This window comes from Sphingomonas sp. NFR15, from assembly GCF_900103265.1.
Lineage (GTDB): Bacteria > Pseudomonadota > Alphaproteobacteria > Sphingomonadales > Sphingomonadaceae > Sphingomonas > Sphingomonas pollutisoli.
In genome coordinates, this window is the sequence record NZ_FMWX01000001.1 from 1156331 (window position 1) to 1174741 (window position 18411).

Below are 18411 nucleotides of genomic sequence, written 5' to 3' on the forward strand. Positions count from 1 at the left end.
TTATTCTTCCTCTTCGAACGTCACCGCGACGTCGGCGTTGGCGCTGAGGCGGACCTTGTCGCCTTCGACATCGGCGACGAGGCCGAGCGAGATGTAATGATGGTGCCCTTCGTGGCTGCCTTCCCCGCTGTCCTTCTTGGTCAGCTTGATGCGGTCGCCATCGAGATGATCGACGGTCCCGACATGGACGCCGTCGGCGCCGATGACTTCCATATGTTCTTTGATCGCGCTCTTGTCGGCCATGTGCAATGCTCCTGCGTTATGGTTGCCGGGGCTGAACGCATACGCGAGCGAAACGATGCAGGCGAGAGCGTAAGATGAAGTACCGCGTGATTCTGCTGCTCGGGATGAGCCTCGCGCTCGCCGCCTGCGCGCACCGCGTCGCGAGTTCGGTGCAGCATACGCCCGATACGCCGGGCTTCCTGCTGGGCGTGTGGCACGGCTTCATCTTCCCGGTGGCGTGGGTGCTGTCGCTGTTCGTGCAGGGCGTGGCGGTCTATGCCGTGCCCAACCAGGGCGGCTGGTATGATTTCGGCTATTTCATCGGCATCGTGTTTCTTGGCGTCGGCTCGCACCGCACGCGTACCGTCTATGTCACGCGGGTGGTGCGACGGTGATGCCGCGCGCGCTGATCGCGATCGACGCGTGCGCGGGCGGCGCGTTCGTGTGCGGCGTGGCGCTGGTCGCTCGCTCGGGGCGGGTGGCGGACGCGGCCGCGACCTACCGCCTGCGTATCGGCGGCGCGATGCTGGCGGCGGCGGCGCTGTTCCTCGCCGGTTTCGCGACGATGGCGTGGGTGACGGCGTGAGCGGCCCCGCGACAGTTTCTTCCCATTCCCAGATTTAAGACCGAAAGGCGTACCCCATGTCCCTCCTCGAAGCCCGCAAGCAGTACAAACCATTCGAATACCCCTGGGCGTTCGAGTTCTGGAAGCGTCAGCAGCAGATCCACTGGATGCCGGAGGAAGTGCCGCTCGGCGAGGATTGCCGCGACTGGGCGCAGAAGCTCAGCGATCACGAGCGCAACCTGCTCACGCAGATCTTCCGCTTCTTCACCCAGGCCGATGTCGAGGTGCAGGATTGCTACCACGAGAAATACGGCCGCATCTTCAAGCCGACCGAGATCAAGATGATGCTCGCCGCCTTCTCCAACATGGAGACGGTGCATATCGCCGCGTACAGCCATCTGCTCGACACGATCGGCATGCCCGAGAGCGAATATGGCGCCTTCCTCGAATATAGCGAGATGAAGGACAAGCACGATTACCTGCAGACCTTCGGCGTGGACAATGACGAGGACATCGCCAAGACGCTGGCGATGTTCGGTGGCTTCACCGAGGGGCTTCAGCTCTTCGCGAGCTTCGCGATGCTGATGAACTTCCCGCGCTTCAACAAGATGAAGGGCATGGGGCAGATCGTCACCTGGTCGATCCGCGACGAGAGCCTGCATTGCGAGGGCATCGTCAAGCTGTTCCACACCTTCGTGCGCGAGCGCGACTGTTTCACAAAGTCGGTCAAGTCGGACATTCGCGACATGTGCCAGACGACGGTGCATCTCGAAGACAATTTCATCGATCTCGCGTTCGAGATGGGGCCGGTCAACGGCATGACCCCCAAGGAGATCAAGAAGTACATCCGCTACATCGCCGACTGGCGGCTGGGCCAGCTCGGGATGAAGCCGATCTACATGATCGACGAGCATCCCCTGCCCTGGCTGGCGCCGCTGCTCAACGGCGTCGAGCACGCCAACTTCTTCGAACAGCGCGCGACCGAATATTCGAAGGCGGCGACGCGCGGCAACTGGAACGAGGTGTGGGATTCGTTCGACACGCGCCAGAAGGCCAAGGCCGGTCCGGCCGCCAACGAGGATGCCGGCGAGCAAGGCGGCGACATGTTCTCGCGCGCCGGGGTGGCGGCGGAGTGACCTTTGCGGCGGGGCGGCGGCGCGCCGCCCCTTGAAGCGCTTACCGAGGTAAACACCCGTTCGTGTCGAGGCACCCTGTCCTCCGGGCACCTCCCTCGACTTCGCTCGGGACGAACGGTGATTCAGGGCCTTGTACCTCCAATCCGTTCGCACTGAGCGCAGTCGAAGTGCGTGCCGCGCGCTGCGTTGGTAACACGCGCTTCGGCTGCGCTCAGCACCAAATGATGGATGCGGCGCACCCTCGCCGCCCGTTCGTGTCGAGCGAAGTCGAGACACTTTCGCGCGGGGCGAACGGGCAACCACAGCCACACAAATACTATGTAAAACCTATGCGCCCGTCCGGGAATCGATCTCGAAACCCTATGCGAGTCGGGCCTAATTAGACGTCCTCACGAGGGTCGTGGCCGGGTGTCGGACGCGTCGCATCGTGATCGAGGACGATCATGACACGAGTCTCTGTACGGCCGGCCCACGCCGCTGCCGCCAATCCCGCTTGCACCCGCCCGGCGGCGCGTTCCGCCTGAACCCTTGCGCGCGCGCGATGCGCGGCGTGGGGCCGTGCTTCGCGATGCGCGCCTTCGCATCTCGAAAGGAATTTCCCATGCAGGATCTGCTCTGGATCGCAGCGATGGCCGGGCTGGTGGCGGCAACGCTCGCCTATGTCCGCCTCTGCGACAAGGCGTGAGGTGGCGATGACGCTCGACCTCTGGCTCGCCGCGCTGACCACGCTCGGTCTGCTTCTCTATCTCGTGGCCGTGCTCGTCCGGCCCGAACGCTTCTGAAGGGAGCGCATCCATGACCATCCAGGGCTGGATTCTCATCGCCGCGTTCGTCGGCATCCTGCTTGCGCTCACCAAGCCGATGGGGCTGTGGCTCCACGCGCTCTACGAAGGGCGGCGCACCCCGCTCCACCGCGTGCTCGGCCCCGTCGAGCGCGGCTTCTACCGCCTCGCCGGGATCGACCCGACCCAGGAACAGGGCTGGCGGCGCTATGCCGTCCACATGCTGCTGTTCAACGCGGCGCTGATGCTCTTCACTTATGCGATCCTGCGCTTGCAGGGGGTGCTTCCGGGCAACCCGCTCGGCTTTGCCGGCACCAGCCAGCATCTCGCCGCCAACACCGCGATCAGCTTCACCACCAACACCAACTGGCAGAGCTATTCGGGCGAATCGACCATGTCGAACCTCTCGCAGATGCTCGGGCTGACGATCCACAACTTCCTGTCGGCGGCGACCGGCATCGCGCTCGCCTTCGCGCTGTTTCGCGGGTTCGCGCGGCGTGAGGCCAAGACCGTCGGCAACTTCTGGGCGGATTGCACGCGCGTCACGCTCTATCTGCTGCTGCCGATCTCGATCGTCTATGCGCTGTTCCTGATCGCCAGCGGCGTGCCGCAGACGCTCGCCGGGTCGGTCGACGTGGCGACGCTCGAAGGCGCCAAGCAGACGCTCGCGCTCGGCCCCGTCGCCAGCCAGGAAGCGATCAAGATGCTCGGCACCAACGGCGGCGGCTTCTTCAACGCCAACAGCGCCCACCCGTTCGAGAACCCGAGCGCGCTCACCAACCTCGTCCAGATGCTGTCGATCTTCGTGATCGGCTTCGGGCTGACCTGGACGTTCGGCAAGGCGGTCGGCAACCCCCGCCAGGGCTGGGCGATCCTGTCGGCGATGGCGATCCTGTTCCTCGCCGGCGTCACCATCACCTATTGGCAGGAAGCGGCCGGCAATCCGGTGCTCCATCACCTCGGCGTCGCCGGGGGCAATATGGAGGGCAAGGAGGTACGCTTCGGCATCGTCGCCTCGGCGCTGTTCTCGGTCGTCACCACGGCGGCGTCGTGCGGCGCGGTCAATGCGATGCATGACAGCTTCACCGCGCTCGGCGGGATGATCCCGCTGTTCAACATCCAGTTGGGTGAGGTCGTCGTCGGCGGTGTCGGCGCGGGCATCTACGGCTTCCTGCTGTTCGCGATCCTCGCCGTGTTCGTCGCCGGGCTGATGGTCGGGCGCACGCCCGAATATGTCGGCAAGAAGATCGAGGCGCGCGAAGTGAAGCTGGCGGTGCTGGCGATCGCGATCCTGCCGCTCGTCATCCTCGGGATGACCGCGATCTCGTCGGTGGTCGCGGACGGCCTCGCCGGTCCGCTCAACAAGGGGCCGCATGGCTTCGGCGAAATTCTCTACGCCTTCACCAGCGCCGTCGGCAACAACGGCTCGGCCTTCGCCGGGATCAGCGCGAACACGCCCTATTACAACGCCATGCTCGGCATCGCGATGTGGCTGGGGCGGTTCTTCGTGATCGTGCCGATGCTCGCCATCGCCGGCAGCCTCGCCGCCAAGAAATACACGCCCGCATCGGCTGGGTCGTTCCCGACCACCGGCGCGCTGTGGGTGGGGCTGCTCGTCGGCATCATCCTGATCCTGGGCGGGCTGACCTTCCTGCCGAGCCTCGCGCTCGGTCCCATCGCCGATCATCTCGCGATGATCGCCGGCAAAACTGTCTGATCGGGGGCCGCCATCATGGCACGCACACCTGCCAAATCTCTGTTCACCGCCGACCTGATCGCGCCCGCGATCGGCGACGCGTTCCGCAAGCTTAATCCCAAAGAGCTCGTCCGCAATCCGGTGATGTTCACCACCGCGATCGTCGCCACGCTGCTGACCATCCTGCTCGTCGTCGGGCATGACGCGCTCGGTGTCGGCTTCAAGCTCCAGCTCGTGATCTGGCTGTGGCTGACGGTGCTGTTCGGCACCTTCGCGGAGGCGCTCGCCGAGGGGCGCGGCAAGGCGCAGGCCGCGTCGCTGCGCGCGACCAAGGCGGAACTCACCGCCCGCCGCGTCAAGGGCGCAAGCGTCGAGGACGTGCCCGCCAGCGCGCTGCGCATCGGCGATCTCGTCCTCGTCGAAACCGGCGAGTTGATCCCTTCCGACGGTGAGGTCGTCGAGGGCGTCGCCTCGGTCAACGAAGCGGCGATCACCGGCGAAAGCGCGCCGGTGATCCGAGAGGCGGGCGGCGACCGTTCCGCCGTCACCGCCGGCACGCGCGTCATCTCGGACCGGATCGCGGTGCGGGTTACGGTCAATCCGGGGCAAGGCTTCCTCGACCGCATGATCGCGTTGGTCGAAGGCGCCGAGCGCCAGAAGACGCCCAATGAAATCGCGCTGACGATCCTGCTGGTCGGGTTGACGATCATCTTCCTGATCGCGGTCGCCACCATTCCGGGCTTCGCCAGCTATGCCGGCGGCGGGATTCCGGTCGCGATCCTCGCGGCGTTGCTCATCACCCTCATCCCGACGACGATCGCGGCGCTGCTCTCGGCGATCGGCATCGCCGGCATGGACCGGCTGGTACGCTTCAACGTGCTCGCCAAATCGGGCCGCGCGGTCGAGGCGGCGGGCGATATCGACGTGCTGCTGCTCGACAAGACCGGCACGATCACCGTCGGCGACCGGCAGGCGTCCGAGTTCCGCGCGGTCGGCGGTGCGAGCCAGACCGATCTCGCCGAGGCGGCGCTGCTCGCCAGCCTTGCCGACGAGACCCCCGAAGGTCGCTCGATCGTGGTGCTGGCGCGCGAGGCATTCGGCGTCACCACCCATACTCTGCCCGCCGGGGCCGAGGTGATCCCGTTCACCGCGCAGACGCGCATTTCGGGCGTCCAGATGAACGGCTCGCTGATCCAGAAGGGCGCGGTCGATTCGATCCTGCGCGCCAATCCGGGTGCGGGCGAGACCGCCGCCGCGACCGAACTGCGCCGCGTCACCGACGAGATCGCGCGCGCCGGCGGCACGCCGCTCGCGGTCGCGCAGGACGGCAAGCTGCTCGGCGCGATCTTCCTCAAGGATGTCGTCAAGGCCGGCATCCGCGAGCGGTTTGGCGAACTTCGCCAGATGGGCATCCGCACCGTAATGATAACCGGCGACAACCCGCTCACCGCCGCCGCGATCGCCGCCGAGGCGGGGGTCGACGATTTCCTCGCGCAAGCCACCCCCGAGGACAAGCTCGCGCTGATCCGCAAGGAGCAGCAGGGCGGCCGGCTCGTCGCGATGTGCGGCGACGGCACCAACGACGCGCCCGCGCTCGCGCAGGCCGACGTGGGTGTCGCGATGAACACCGGCACGCAAGCCGCGCGCGAGGCCGGCAACATGGTCGATCTCGACAGCGATCCGACCAAGCTGATAGAGGTGGTGGGCCTCGGCAAGCAGTTGCTGATGACGCGCGGCGCGCTGACCACCTTCTCGGTCGCCAACGATGTCGCCAAATATTTCGCGATCATCCCGGCGATGTTCGTGGTGCTCTATCCGGGGCTTGCCGTGCTCAACGTGATGGGCCTCAGCACCCCGCAATCGGCGATCCTGTCCGCGATCATCTTCAACGCGCTCATCATCCCGCTGCTGGTGCCGCTCGCGCTCAAGGGCGTCGCGTATAAGCCGATGGGCGCCGGCCCGCTGCTCGCCCGCAATCTCGCCGTCTATGGTCTGGGCGGCCTCGTCGCCCCGTTCATCGGCATCAAGATCATCGACCTGGCCGTCACCGGCCTCGGTCTCGCCTGAGGAAATTCTCATGGGCAACGATATCTCTTCCGCGCTTCGTCCCGCACTCGTCATGACCATCCTGTTCGCGCTGCTGCTCGGGATCGCCTATCCGCTCGCGCTGACCGGCATGGGCCAGACGATCTTCCCGAGCCAGGCCAACGGCAGCCTGATCTCGCAAGGCGGCAAGGTGATCGGCTCGACCGTGATCGGCCAGGCATTCACCAGCGACCGTTATTTCAAGACACGTCCTTCGGCGGCGGGCAAAGGCTATGACGGCCTCGCCTCGTCCGGTTCGAACTATGGCCCGACCTCGCAGGCGCTCGCCGACCGCGTGCGCGCCGATGTCGCCGCCGCCAAGCCTTCCGCACCAGGGATGAAAGTCCCCGCCGATCTGGTGACGGCCTCCGCCTCGGGGCTCGATCCCGATCTCAGCCCCGAGGCGGCTTTGTATCAGACGCAGCGTATCGCTAAGGTGCGCGGCCTGCCGGTTGGAAAGGTGCGAGCGCTCGTGATGGATCATGTCGAACAGCCGCTGCTCGGCGTGATCGGCGAGCCGCACGTCAACGTGCTCGCGCTCAACCGCGCGCTCGATGGTCTCGGCCATGATGGTGTTGGGCACACGCGTTGAACGACACGACCGGCCGCCCTTCGCCCGACGCCCTTCTGCGCCAGGCGGCGCAGGAGGGTAAGGGGCGGCTCAAGATCTTCCTCGGCGCGGCGCCCGGCGTCGGCAAGACCTTCGAGATGCTGAGCGACGGCCGCACCCGCGCCAAAGCGGGCGTGGACGTCGTGATCGGGGTGGTCGAGACGCACGGGCGGATCGAGACCGAGCAGCTCACGCGCGGCTATGAGATCGTGCCGCGCCGCGCCGTCGCCCACGCCGGCGGGACGCTTCAGGAAATGGACCTCGACGCGATCCTCGCACGCAGCCCCCGGCTCGTGCTGGTCGATGAACTCGCCCACACCAACGCGACGGGCAGCCGCCATCCGAAACGCTATCAGGATGTCGTCGAGCTGCTCGATGCGGGAATCGACGTCTATTCGACGCTCAACATCCAGCATGTCGAGAGCCTCAACGATGTCGTCGCCTCGTTCACGCGGGTGCGGGTGCGCGAGACGGTGCCCGACAGCATCCTCGAAACCGCCGAGATCGAGGTGGTCGATATCCCGCCCGACGAACTGATCGAGCGGCTCAAGGATGGCAAGGTCTATCTGCCGCAGGAGGCGACGCGCGCGCTGTCGCTTTTCTTCTCCAAGTCGAATTTGTCAGCCCTGCGTGAACTCGCGCTGCGGCGCGCGGCGCAGGCGGTCGATGCGCAGATGCTCGACCATGTCCGCGCGCTCGGCGTCGGCGGCACCTGGGCAGGGAGCGAACGGATCGTCGTCGCGGTGAGCGAGGCGCCCGGCGCCGAGGGGCTGGTGCGCGCCGGCAAACGCATCGCCGACGCGCTGCACGCGCCCTGGACCGCGCTGCATGTCGAAACGCCGCGCACGCAGGGGTTCAGTGACGACGAGCATCGGCAGATCGCCAAGGTGCTCAACCTCGCCACGCAACTCGGCGCCGCCGCCGCGACCGTCCCGGCCGCATCGGTGATCGAGGGGCTGAAGGCGTTCTCCGCCAATGCCCGCGCGACCCAGCTCGTCGTCGGCAAATCGGTGCGGTCGCGCTGGTTCGAGCTTCGCCACGGCTCGGTGGTCGACCGGCTGGTGCGCGAGACGCCCGGCGTGGCGGTGCATGTCTTGCCGATCGAGGGTGCGGGATCACGCAAGCTTCGGCTGCGTCCCGGCCATTGGGGCAGCCGCGCCGGCTATGCGTGGACCGCGCTGATGGTCGGCGGGGTCACCGCGATCGCCAACGCGCTGTTCCACATTCTCAACCTCGGCAATGTCGCGCTGCTCTATCTGCTGCCGGTGATGGCGGCGGCGAGCCTTTTCGGGCTGCGCACGGGGCTGTTCGCGGGCGTGCTCTCGTCGCTCGCCTACAACTTCTTCTTCCTGCCGCCGACGGGTACGCTGACGATCAACAACCCTGAGAACGTCGTCTCGGTGCTGGTGCTGCTCGGCATCGCGCTGGCGACCAGCCAGCTCACCTCGCGCGTGCGCGCGCAGGCCGATCTGGCGGCGGCGAGCGCGCGCGCCAACGCCGCCCTCGCCGGCTTCCTGCGCCAGCTCGGCGCGATCAACGATGCCGAGGCGCTGGCGCGCGCGATCTGCGAGGAGATCGGCCGGCTGTTCGATTTCCGCACGATGCTGCTCGTCCCCGCGCCGACCGGCACCGGCCTGGTCCTACAGGCCGCCAACACCGAAGTGCGGCTGGAGACGATGGAACTCGCCGCCGCGCAATGGGCGCTCGACGCCGGCACGCCGGCCGGGCGCGGCTCGGACACGCTCGCCGCCTCCGAATGGCTGTTCCGCCCGATGCGCGCGGGCGAGCGGACACTGGCAGTGCTCGGCATGGCGCGCGACGACAGCGCCGAACCGCTCCGCGCCGACCAACTGCCGCTGCTGACCGGGTTGATCGACCAGGCGGCGCTGCTGCTCGAACGGCTGCGGCTGGAGGCCGAGATGCGCGATATCGACCGCCTGCGCGAGCGTGACCGGCTGCGCGCGGCGCTGCTCTCGTCGGTCAGCCACGATCTGCGCACGCCGCTGACTGCGGTGATGGCGGCGGCAGGGCAACTCGATCAGGGCGCGACGCCAGAGCTGATCGCGACGCTCCAGAGCGAATCGGCGCGGCTCAACCGCTTTGTCGCCAACCTGCTCGACATGGCGCGCGTCGAGGCTGGGGCGCTGACGCTGACGCTCGAGCCGGTCGATCTGTCCGACGCCGTCGCCGGCGCGGCGCAGGACGCGCGTCGTGCGCTGGAGGGGCATGCGATCGTCCTCGACGTGCCGCCCAACCTGCCGCTGGTGCGCGTCGATCCGCAATTGCTCCACCATTGCCTGCTCAACCTGCTCGACAATGCCGGGCGCTATGCCGATCCGGGTACGCCGGTGACGGTGCGCGGCGTGCATCGCCACGACACGCTGACGCTGTCGGTACTCGACCAGGGGCCGGGCCTGCCGCCGGGGCGCGAGAGCGAGGTGTTCGAGACGTTCCGGCGGCTGGAGGGATCGGACCGTCAGATCGGCGGCACCGGGCTCGGCCTCGCCATCGTCAAGGCATTCGCCGAGGCGATGGGCATGGCGGTGCGCGCCGGCAACCGCGAGGACGGCACCGGCGCGGACTTCCGGCTGATCTTCCCCAAGGCGCTGCTGGTCCGCGACAGCGATGGAGATTGGATATTGTGACCGACGCCACCGTTCTCGTGATCGACGACGAGCAATCGATCCGCCGATTGCTGCGCAACACGCTTGAGCGCGCCGGCTACGGCGTGGTCGAGGCGGCGAATGGCGGCGAGGCGCTCAAGGCGGCGGAGCGCCACACGCCGGCCGCGATCCTGCTCGATCTCGGCCTGCCCGACCGCGACGGGCTGTCGCTGGTGCCGCTGCTGCGCAAGCTGGGGGAGGCGACGATCCTCGTCGTCTCGGCGCGCGACGAGACCGACCAGAAGGTCGCCGCGCTCGATCTCGGCGCCGACGATTATGTCACCAAGCCGTTCGACACCGAGGAATTGCTCGCACGCCTGCGTGTCGCGCTGCGCCACGCCGGGCATCGCGCCAAACCAAAGACTTTGCGCGCGGGCGATGTGGAGATCGATTTCGAGCACCGCCGCGTCCGCCGCGCCGGCGAGGAGGTGCATCTGACTCGCAAGGAATATGACGTGCTTGCATGCCTCGCCGAAGCGCCGGGGCGGGTGGTGACGCATCAGCGCATCCTCGCCGCCGCCTGGCCGCTCGATCACGACCGCAAGATCGAATATCTGCGCATCGTCATCCGCAATCTGCGCCAGAAGATCGAACCCGCCGACGCGGTCGGATCGGTGGTGGCGAACGAACTGGGCGTGGGATACCGGCTGCTGACGGCGGGTTGATCCGCCCTGCCCTCACATCGCGAGCGCTTTGGCGTAGCCGGTGAGTTCGAGATAGCCGCGCCCGCCCTGTGTTCGCACCGCGCCTTCCCAATAGACCGGCATGCCGCTGCCGCGCGTATCGAGTTCCTGCGCCGCGAACAACGGCTGCAGGCGCCAGCGGTGGATGCCGTCGGCGAGGCGCACGCTGAGCTGCTGCGCGACCGGATAAGTCGCCCCCGTCGCCGGGCTGCGCCAGATCGCAAGCGGCCGGAATGACACATCGCCGGGCGCGAACACCGATCGCGTGCCATCGGCGCGCCGCAACGCCCCGCCCGCCCAGAGCGTGCCGCCGCCCTTGCGGCGGATGCGGAACGCCATCAGCGCGCTGCCGTCGTCGAAGTTGAGCCCGGTCCAGTCCCAGCCTTGCGCTTCAGGCGCGAGATAGTCCGACGACCATTCGCGATCGAGCCACGCCTCGCCCGTCACGGGCTCGGTCGTGCCGGCCCGCGTGACACGCCCGCTGACGCGCAAATGCGGAATCGAGTAATAATAGCTCGCCTCTTCGGGGCGCGGCCCCTTGCGGCTGTAGCCACCCTGCCCTTGCGGCAGCGGCGGCTGGGTTGGGCTGAGCGCCAACGTGAGCGCGAAGCCATCGGCGTTGACCTGCGTCGCCCAGCGCCCGTCGGGCAGCCGCCGCATCCGCCAGTCGCGGATCGCGACATCGGCATCGCCTTCGCGTGCTTGCGCCAGCCCGAAGCCAGCGCGCGCGACGCGCTCGCCGTGGAACAGGCGGCCGGTCTTGGCGTCTGACAGCGCGGCATGCGCGAACAGAACCTGCGTTGGCGCGAAACGGCTCGGGTTGCGCGGGTCGGTCTGTGGGCGGGTGCGGAAGAACGTCACCTGAAAGCCGAGATCGTCGCCGCGCGCGGTGCGCAGCCAGCCGGTGACATACCACCATTCGGTACGAAACGCGGGATGCGCGCCGTGATCCTGTGGAAAGCGCAGCGTTATGCCCGGCCTGACCACCGGATAGGGCGTCGCGGCCGGCGCGACGGCGGCGAGCGCGAGGCCCGCTATCCAACGCAGCATCACCAATCCTCCCGTACCGATTGCACCGCGCCGCGTGCGGTCGCGCGGCGGCCGGCGAGGATCGCGGTCGCCGCCGCCGCGCCCGACAGCGCCGCCGCCACCGCCGCGAGCGTGCCGAACGGGATTCGCGTGCTCATCGTGAAGTTGAACGACTGCGGGTTGATGACGTGGATCAGCACCTGCGCCAACACCAGCCCGAGCGCGATGCCGGCGAGCGCGCCGGTCAGCCCGACCAAGGCGCCTTCGGTGGCGAGCATCGCTGTGAGCTGGCGGCGGGTGAGGCCGAGATGGCGGAGCATGCCGAACTCGCGCTCGCGCGCCATCGTCTGCGCCGAGATGGTCGCGGCGACCCCGGCGAGCCCGACGAGGATCGCGATCGCCTCGAGCAGATAGGTGACCGCGAAGCTGCGATCGAACAACGTCAGCGCGAAGCGGCGCAGCGTGGCGGGCCGGGTGATCTCGACCTGATCGCGCAGATCGGCCGGAAGCCGCGCCTGGATCGCGGCGGTGACCGCCCCCGTGTCAGCACCGGGGCGCAGCATCGCCGCGAGTTCGTCGCGGCCGGTATCGCCGGTGAGGCGCTGATAGTCATGCGCATCGACCAGCACCGCGCCGGTCTGCCGTCCGTAATCACGCCACACGCCGGCGACGGTGAAGCGCGCGCCGCCGCCGATCGGCAGCGTGACGCTATCGCCAGGGTTCCAGCCATAGAGCCGCTGCGCCGGCTCCGACACCCACACCGGCCGCGCACCGGTCGGGAGCGGTACGGCTGGGGCAATCAGCACCAGCAGCGGGTCGTGCGCGCCGCGCTCGGGGCGGGCGATCAGCGTGATCGGCGGGCGGTCGGGCACGATCGTCAGCGGCAGTTGGCGGCTGAACGCAGCGCGCGCGACGCCGGGCGTGGCGGAGAGCCGCGCCTGCGTGGCCGGATCGAACACCGCGCCCGCGCTGGTGCGCAGATAGAGGTCCGCGCCGAGTACCTGCCCGAGCCAGTCATCGACCGCGCCGCGGAAGCTGGTAATCATCGTCGCCATCGCGATCATCAGCGCCGTCGAGGCGACGATTCCGCACAAGGCGGTCGCGGCATCGTTGGGCGCGCCGTGGAGGTGGCGGATCGCGAGCCGGCGCGGCACCGCCCCGCCGCTGCGCCGCGCGAGCGGGGTGAGCAGCACGCGCGCGAACCACGGCACGCCCGCGACGCCGCCGGCAAGCAGCAGCGCCATTCCCGCGAAGCCGAACAGCGGCAGCCCGCCGACCGGCGGGAGCAGCGCGACCGCGCCGCCGACAACGAGCAACACCGCCGCCGGCCACCATGCCACCCGCGCGCGCGGATCGAGCACGTCGCCGGCGTTTTTCAGCGCGGCGGCGGGTGCGGCGCGTGCCGCCAGCCGCGCGGGGATCGCGCTGCCCAGCGCCGCCGCGGCCAGCCCGAGCGCGAAGAACCCGAGCGCCGCGCCGGGCTGGAACGCGAGCCGCACCACGCCGCCGCCGAAATAGCCCGCGCCGAGATCGCCGCCGAACCAGCGCAACGCCGCCCAGGCCATCACATAGCCCGTCACAAGTCCCGCGCCCGCGCCGACCACGCCGATCGCCAGCCCTTCGACAGCAACCGCCGCCACCACCCCGCCGCGCGGCATGCCGAGCGTGCGCAGCAGCGCGAACGCGCGCTGCCGCCGCGCCACCGACAGCGACTGCGCCGAATAGACCAGGAACCCACCGGTGAGCAGCGCGACCAACGCGAGCATGTCGAGGTTGACGCGATAGGCACGCGACAGCACATCCCCCTGCGCGTTCTGCGCCTCCGCCGCGGAGAGCGTCGCGCCAGGCAGGCCGCGCAGCGCGGACTCGGCGGCGGCCCGATCGGACACCGCAAGATCGATCCGGTCGAGCGTGCCGAGCCGGCCGAAGCGCCACTGCGCGGCAGCGATGTCGATCACCCCAAGTACAGCGGTGTCGCCCGCACCGGGCAGCGTTCCCGCGACGCGCAGCGGCACGCTTCGCCCGTTGGCGGTAACCGCCACATGCGCGCCGATCTTTGCTCCGGTCTGAGCAAGCGCCGCGCGCGACAGGAAGACCGCGTCCTCGGCGAACATCGCATCGTTGCCGCGTTCGGGGGCGATCCCGACCAGCGCCGGCGTGACGGCAGCAGCGCGGATCACGTCGAGGCCAAGCAACGTCAGCCGCGCGCTGCCGATGCGCGCGTCGAGCTTGACCACCGGACTGGCGTCGCGCACCCCGGCCGCACGCGCGACGCGCGGATACAGCGCTTCATCGAAGCCGAGCGGGCTGGCCGCGCGTACCGACAGTTCCGCGCCTCCGCCCACGCCGCGCACCGCGCCGTCGAACGAGGCGAGCGCCGAGCCGTTGATGAGATGCACCGCGAAGCCCAGCGCCACCCCGACCGCGATCGCCACCGCCGTCAGCACGAAGCGACCGGGGTGGAAGCGCCATTCGCCGCCGATCAGCCAGCCGAGCGCGAGCCGCCCGGACCACAGGTCAGGCTCAGCCGCCACGGCGTTCCACGAGCCCCTGCGCGGTGAGCGTCAGGACGCGGTCGGCGATGGCGGCGGTCGCATCCGAATGGGTGACGATCACGCCCGCCGCGCCACGCTCGCGCACCGCGCCGCCGAACAGCGCCAGCACGCGCGCGGCGGTTTCGGGATCGAGATTGCCCGTTGGTTCGTCGGCGAGGATCAGCGCCGGCGCGTGGACGAGCGCGCGGGCGATCGCGACGCGCTGCAACTCGCCGCCCGACAGATCGCGCGCATAATCGCCGCCGCGCCCGCCAAGCCCGACCGAGTCGAGCATCGCCTCGGCACGCGCCTGCGCGGCGCGCGAGTCGGACGACACGAGCGCGAGCGGCAGCGCGACGTTCTGCGCCAGCGTGAGATACGGCAGGATGTGGAAGGCCTGGAAGACGAAGCCGATCCGCTCACGCCGCAACCGCGTCCGCGCCGCCTCGTCGAGCGGGCCGAGCGTGCTGCCCTCGATCGTGACGGTCCCTTCATCGGCCTCGTCGAGACCGGCTAGCATGTTGAGCAAGGTCGATTTGCCGACGCCCGATTCGCCGAGGATCGCAACCAGTTCGCCCCCGCGCACCGCGAGATCAAGCCCGGCGAACAGACGGCGCGGGCCGGGCACGCTCTTGCCGAGGCCGCGCACGTCGAGGCGCGGCGCGGTCACGCCCCGGCCCGGGCCTGGAAAAGCCGCCCGCCCTCGATCCACAGGATCAGCCCCAGCGCGACGACGCCGATCGCGAGATAGCCGAGCGCCAGCGGCAGCGTGGTGCCGTCATAGGATTGTCCGATCACCGCCGCCACCACCACCGCGCCGACGCTGGCGATGAAGCCCTGCACCGAGGAAGCGGTGCCGGCGATATGGCCGACCCGCTCCATCGCCATCGCGCCGAAATTCGATCCGCACAGTGCGATGCACGTCATGCTCAGCGCCTGGAAGACGATATAGGTGGCAAGCGATTCGTGCCCGCTGGCGATGATCGCGACATGGACCAGCGACAGCGCGATCAGCCCGAACACCGCGCTCTGCGAGATCAGCCGCATGCCGAGGCGTTCGACGAGGCGGCTGTTGGCGAAGGCCGCGCAGCCCATCGAAAAGGCGCAGACCGCGAACAGGATGGTGAACTTGCCGCCCGCGTGGAACTCATCGACGAAAATCTGCTGCGAGGAGGAGACGAACGCGACGATGCCGCCGAAGGTCAGCGCGCTGCTCACCGCATAGCCGAGCGAGAAGCGGTCGGTCAGCGTCAATCGATAGGACTGGCGCAGCGACGGCCACGAGATCGGTATGCGCCGCGCGCGCGGCAGCGTCTCCGCGAAGCGCAGCAAGGTCCAGAGCAGCACCACCAGCGTATATCCGGCGAGCGCGTAGAAGATCAGCCGCCACGGGCCGAAGGCGAGCACGAGGCTCCCCAACGTGGGCGCGAGGATCGGGAAGACGAAGAAGATCATCTGCGCGACCGACAGGGTGCGCGCCATCTGCCGGCCCGAGAACCGATCGCGCACGATCGCCACCGACAGCACGCGCGACGCGGCCGAGGTCAACCCCTGCAACACCCGCGCGCCGAGCAGCGCCGCGAACGAGGCCGAATGCGCCGCGAACGCCGCCGCTCCGACGAAGCAGAGCAGCGCCACCACCACCACCGGCTTGCGCCCGAACCGGTCGGCCAGCGGCCCGTAGAAGATCTGCCCAATGCCGAAACCGAAGATATAGGCGGTGACGATCCATTGCCGGTCGTTCGCGGTGACGATCGCGAGATCGCGCCCGATATCGGCGAGCGCGGGTAACATCAGGTCGACGCCCAGCGCGTTCACAGCCATCAAGGCGGCGATGAACGCGACGAACTCGAACCCGCTCATCGGATAGCGTGCGGTCGGCTCGGTCATACCGGTCCTTTCGCGGCAGCCGCCCGACATTACAAGCATTTGCGCCGCCCCTGGGCGGCGCGGGGTGCGGGGCCGCCGGGCGGCGGCCCCACCGGGGATCAGAACTTGCCGCTGAGCTGGACGCCGACGATGCGTGGATCGTTGAACACCGCCGCATTGTAATTGTCGAGCACACCCTTGAGGTTCTTCTCGTTGGTCACGTTGCGCGTGAACACGGCGATCTCATACGCGCCTTCGGGGGCGGTGTAGCCGGCCTTCAGGCCCGCCTCGAACGTGCCGTCCGAGGTGTATTCGATCGTCTTGTACGGCACCAGGCTGGTGTAGCCCTGGAGCGTCACGTCGCCGCCGACGAACAGCTTGCCGCCGTTGCCGAGCGGGAAGTCGTAGCGCGCGTTGCCGTCGAGCTGATATTTCGGCGCGTTGGGCAGCGGGTTGCCATCGATCTGCGCGAGCGTCGCGGTCGTCACGCCCGCCGCGTTGCGGACCGGGATCGTCGGGTTGAGCACCGTGCAGGTCACCGCGCCGTTGAGGAAGCACACCGGCGTATAGACGCGCTTGTCGTTGATTTCGGTGTGGAGCACGCTCGCGCCGATGCCAGCCGTGAAGTTCGGCACCGGCCGCCAGGTCAGCTCCGCCTCGCCGCCCCACGCCTGCGCCTGATCGGCGTTGAACAGCAGGCCGTTGTTGTTGGCGTCGTTGCCGTTCAACTGGATGTTCTTGACCTTGTAGTAGAAGCCGGTCGCGTTGAAGCGCAGCGTGTTGCCGAGCAGGTTCGACTTGAAGCCGCCCTCATACGAGGTGATCGTCTCCGAACCCGCCGTAACGAACGCCGAGCTGAACACCGCGTTGCGGCCCTGGATCGTCGGCCCGCGGAAGCTGTGCGCGACCCGCGCGAACAGGCTCACGTCGTCGGTGGCCTGATAACGCAGTGCCACGTCCCAGCTCGGCTGCGTGTCCGACAGGCGGACGAACGTCGGCGCGGTGGCGGGGAAGGTCGAGACGCCCGCCGCGTTGCGCGGGCCGATCACCAGACGCGTCGATTTGGTGTCGTTGGTGACGCGCACGCCGCCCGTGATGGTCAGCTTGGGGACGATCTCATAGCTCGCCTGGCCGAAGCCCGCGTACGACGTGTTGGTGTTGCGCAGCAGGACATAGTTGTTCGGGTTGCGCGCCGCCTGGCCCGGCAGCAGGAAGAAGCCGCGCTGGTCGAACTCGGTGTTGTCGCGCGAATAGAAATAGATGCCGCCGATCTGCCATTTGAAGCGACCGTTGCCGTTATTGGCGAGGCGCAGCTCCTGGGTGAGCTGGTCGAGATCACGCACCCGGCCCTGGCTTTCGCCGAAATAGAGGTTGCCCGGGAAGTTGGTCGCGACGCCGCCGTCGGTGTCGCCGCGGCTGTAGCCCGAGGTCGTCTCATAGGCGCTGATCGAGGTCAGCGTGACGCCGCCGAAATCATTCTTCATGTTCCACGACCCGCCGTAGGTCTTGTACGCCTGCGGGTTGCCCGCGCCCTCGTCGAGCCCGACGAACGCGCGCGGCGCGTTGCTCACGTCGTTGGTGCCCTTGAGGATGGCGCCGCGATGGAAGATCGTCGAGGTGCCGCTGTAATCGCGCGCATGCGCCGAGAGCAGGCCGGTGAAGCCGGTGTCGGGCGGGGTCAGCTCGAGCTGGACGCGGATGTCCTTCTCGTCGAAGCCGCCGAGCGTGTCCTTGCCGCCGGTGGTGCCGTCCGCGCTGTTGGTGCCGGTGTAGGTGTTGGTGATCCAGTTGTCGCGGTGCTGATACAGGCCCGACACGCGGAAGGTCAGCACGTCCTTGACGATCGGCCCGCCGACGCCCGCGTCGAGCGTGACGGTGTTGTAGGTGCCGTAGGACGCGGTGGCGCGGCCGGTGAACTCGTTGGTCGGCTTGTTGGTGTCGAATTTGATGATGCCGGCGGTCGAGTTGCGGCCGAACAGCGTGCCCTGCGGCCCGCGCAGCACCTCGATCTGGTTGACGTCATAGACCGGGTTCGACTTGAGCACGACGTGCTCGAGCACGACGTCGTCCTGGATGATCTCGACCGGCTGCGACGCGCCGAGATAGAAATCGATATTGCCGAGGCCGCGGATGTAGAAGCGCGGGAAGATCTTGCCCGTGGTCGTCTCGGCGTAGAGGCCGGGGACGCGGTTGGCGAGTTCGAGCAGCGTATCGCTGCCGCCGGCGGTATAGTCGCGCAGGTCGCTGCCCTGGAGCACGCCGACCGAGATCGGCACCTTCTGGAGATTCTCCGAACGCCGCTCCGCCGTCACGACGATGTCGCCGAGCGTGCCGTCGCTCGCCGCGGCGGTCGTGGCCGTCGGCGCGTCCTGGGCCGAGGCGGCCGGCGCGAACGACAGCGCGGCGGTGGCGCAGCCGACGAAGAGAAGCGAACGAATGGTGAAGTTGGACACGGGAACCCCCAAGGTAAAAGGATCGACACGATCGAATCTGTTTGCCCGCACGCACGCCACCGCCCGCCGGCTCGTCAAGAACAG

The 18411-nt window shown here is 68.4% G+C and carries 16 protein-coding genes; 10 read left to right on the top strand and 6 right to left on the bottom strand.

The annotated features are described in order from the left end of the window. Window positions 1-243, bottom strand: coding sequence for a DUF2171 domain-containing protein (locus BLS81_RS05340; protein ID WP_093221542.1), 243 nt, complete (start codon window positions 241-243; stop codon window positions 1-3). Window positions 244-317: 74 nt separating this feature from the next. On the opposite strand from BLS81_RS05340, the gene BLS81_RS05345 reads away from it, so the two are divergent. The 10 genes from BLS81_RS05345 to BLS81_RS05390 all read left to right on the top strand — a co-directional run bounded on the left by BLS81_RS05345 (window position 318) and on the right by BLS81_RS05390 (window position 10424). Continuing rightward, window positions 318-617: a hypothetical protein gene (locus BLS81_RS05345; protein ID WP_093221545.1), complete on the top strand. Its 300-nt coding sequence runs from the start codon at window positions 318-320 to the stop codon at window positions 615-617. Then, the gene (locus BLS81_RS05350; protein WP_093221547.1) at window positions 617-808 is read left to right on the top strand and encodes a hypothetical protein; all 192 of its coding nucleotides are present in this window, start codon (window positions 617-619) and stop codon (window positions 806-808) included. Before BLS81_RS05345 ends, BLS81_RS05350 begins: the two co-directional genes overlap by 1 nt. Window positions 809-864: 56 nt before the next feature. Next, the gene (locus BLS81_RS05355; RefSeq protein ID WP_093221550.1) at window positions 865-1923 is read left to right on the top strand and encodes a ribonucleotide-diphosphate reductase subunit beta; all 1059 of its coding nucleotides are present in this window, start codon (window positions 865-867) and stop codon (window positions 1921-1923) included. A gap of 493 nt (window positions 1924-2416) precedes the next feature. Further along, window positions 2417-2608, top strand: a complete 192-nt coding sequence (locus BLS81_RS05360) for a hypothetical protein (RefSeq protein WP_093221552.1) — start codon at window positions 2417-2419, stop codon at window positions 2606-2608. Window positions 2609-2615: 7 nt separating this feature from the next. Then, window positions 2616-2705, top strand: a complete 90-nt coding sequence (gene kdpF, locus BLS81_RS05365) for a K(+)-transporting ATPase subunit F (protein ID WP_093221874.1) — start codon at window positions 2616-2618, stop codon at window positions 2703-2705. A gap of 13 nt (window positions 2706-2718) precedes the next feature. Next, a complete protein-coding gene (kdpA, locus tag BLS81_RS05370) occupies window positions 2719-4422 on the top strand; it encodes a potassium-transporting ATPase subunit KdpA (RefSeq protein WP_093221555.1) in 1704 nt (567 codons plus the stop codon). 15 nt (window positions 4423-4437) lie between these two features. Further along, complete coding sequence (kdpB, locus tag BLS81_RS05375) at window positions 4438-6468, top strand: potassium-transporting ATPase subunit KdpB (protein WP_093221558.1); 2031 nt, start codon at window positions 4438-4440, stop codon at window positions 6466-6468. A gap of 10 nt (window positions 6469-6478) precedes the next feature. After that, window positions 6479-7078, top strand: coding sequence for a potassium-transporting ATPase subunit KdpC (gene kdpC / locus BLS81_RS05380; protein ID WP_093221560.1), 600 nt, complete (start codon window positions 6479-6481; stop codon window positions 7076-7078). Continuing rightward, a complete protein-coding gene (locus BLS81_RS05385) occupies window positions 7075-9741 on the top strand; it encodes a sensor histidine kinase (protein WP_093221562.1) in 2667 nt (888 codons plus the stop codon). Before kdpC ends, BLS81_RS05385 begins: the two co-directional genes overlap by 4 nt. Continuing rightward, window positions 9738-10424, top strand: a complete 687-nt coding sequence (locus BLS81_RS05390; RefSeq protein ID WP_093221565.1) for a response regulator transcription factor — start codon at window positions 9738-9740, stop codon at window positions 10422-10424. The genes BLS81_RS05385 and BLS81_RS05390 overlap by 4 nt, the downstream gene beginning before the upstream one ends. Window positions 10425-10436: 12 nt before the next feature. Here BLS81_RS05390 and BLS81_RS05395 read toward each other — a convergent pair whose 3' ends face one another. The 5 genes from BLS81_RS05395 to BLS81_RS05415 form a co-directional block, all read right to left on the bottom strand. Next, the gene (locus BLS81_RS05395) at window positions 10437-11492 is read right to left on the bottom strand and encodes a lipocalin-like domain-containing protein (protein ID WP_093221567.1); all 1056 of its coding nucleotides are present in this window, start codon (window positions 11490-11492) and stop codon (window positions 10437-10439) included. After that, complete coding sequence (locus tag BLS81_RS05400; RefSeq protein WP_093221569.1) at window positions 11492-14005, bottom strand: FtsX-like permease family protein; 2514 nt, start codon at window positions 14003-14005, stop codon at window positions 11492-11494. The genes BLS81_RS05395 and BLS81_RS05400 overlap by 1 nt, the downstream gene beginning before the upstream one ends. Beyond that, window positions 13995-14675, bottom strand: a complete 681-nt coding sequence (locus BLS81_RS05405; protein ID WP_176787039.1) for an ABC transporter ATP-binding protein — start codon at window positions 14673-14675, stop codon at window positions 13995-13997. Before BLS81_RS05405 ends, BLS81_RS05400 begins: the two co-directional genes overlap by 11 nt. Next, a complete protein-coding gene (locus BLS81_RS05410) occupies window positions 14672-15868 on the bottom strand; it encodes a multidrug effflux MFS transporter (RefSeq protein WP_093221875.1) in 1197 nt (398 codons plus the stop codon). The genes BLS81_RS05405 and BLS81_RS05410 overlap by 4 nt, the downstream gene beginning before the upstream one ends. A 125-nt stretch (window positions 15869-15993) precedes the next feature. Then, window positions 15994-18327, bottom strand: a complete 2334-nt coding sequence (locus BLS81_RS05415) for a TonB-dependent receptor (protein WP_093221574.1) — start codon at window positions 18325-18327, stop codon at window positions 15994-15996. Between the last annotated feature and the right edge of the window lie 84 nt (window positions 18328-18411).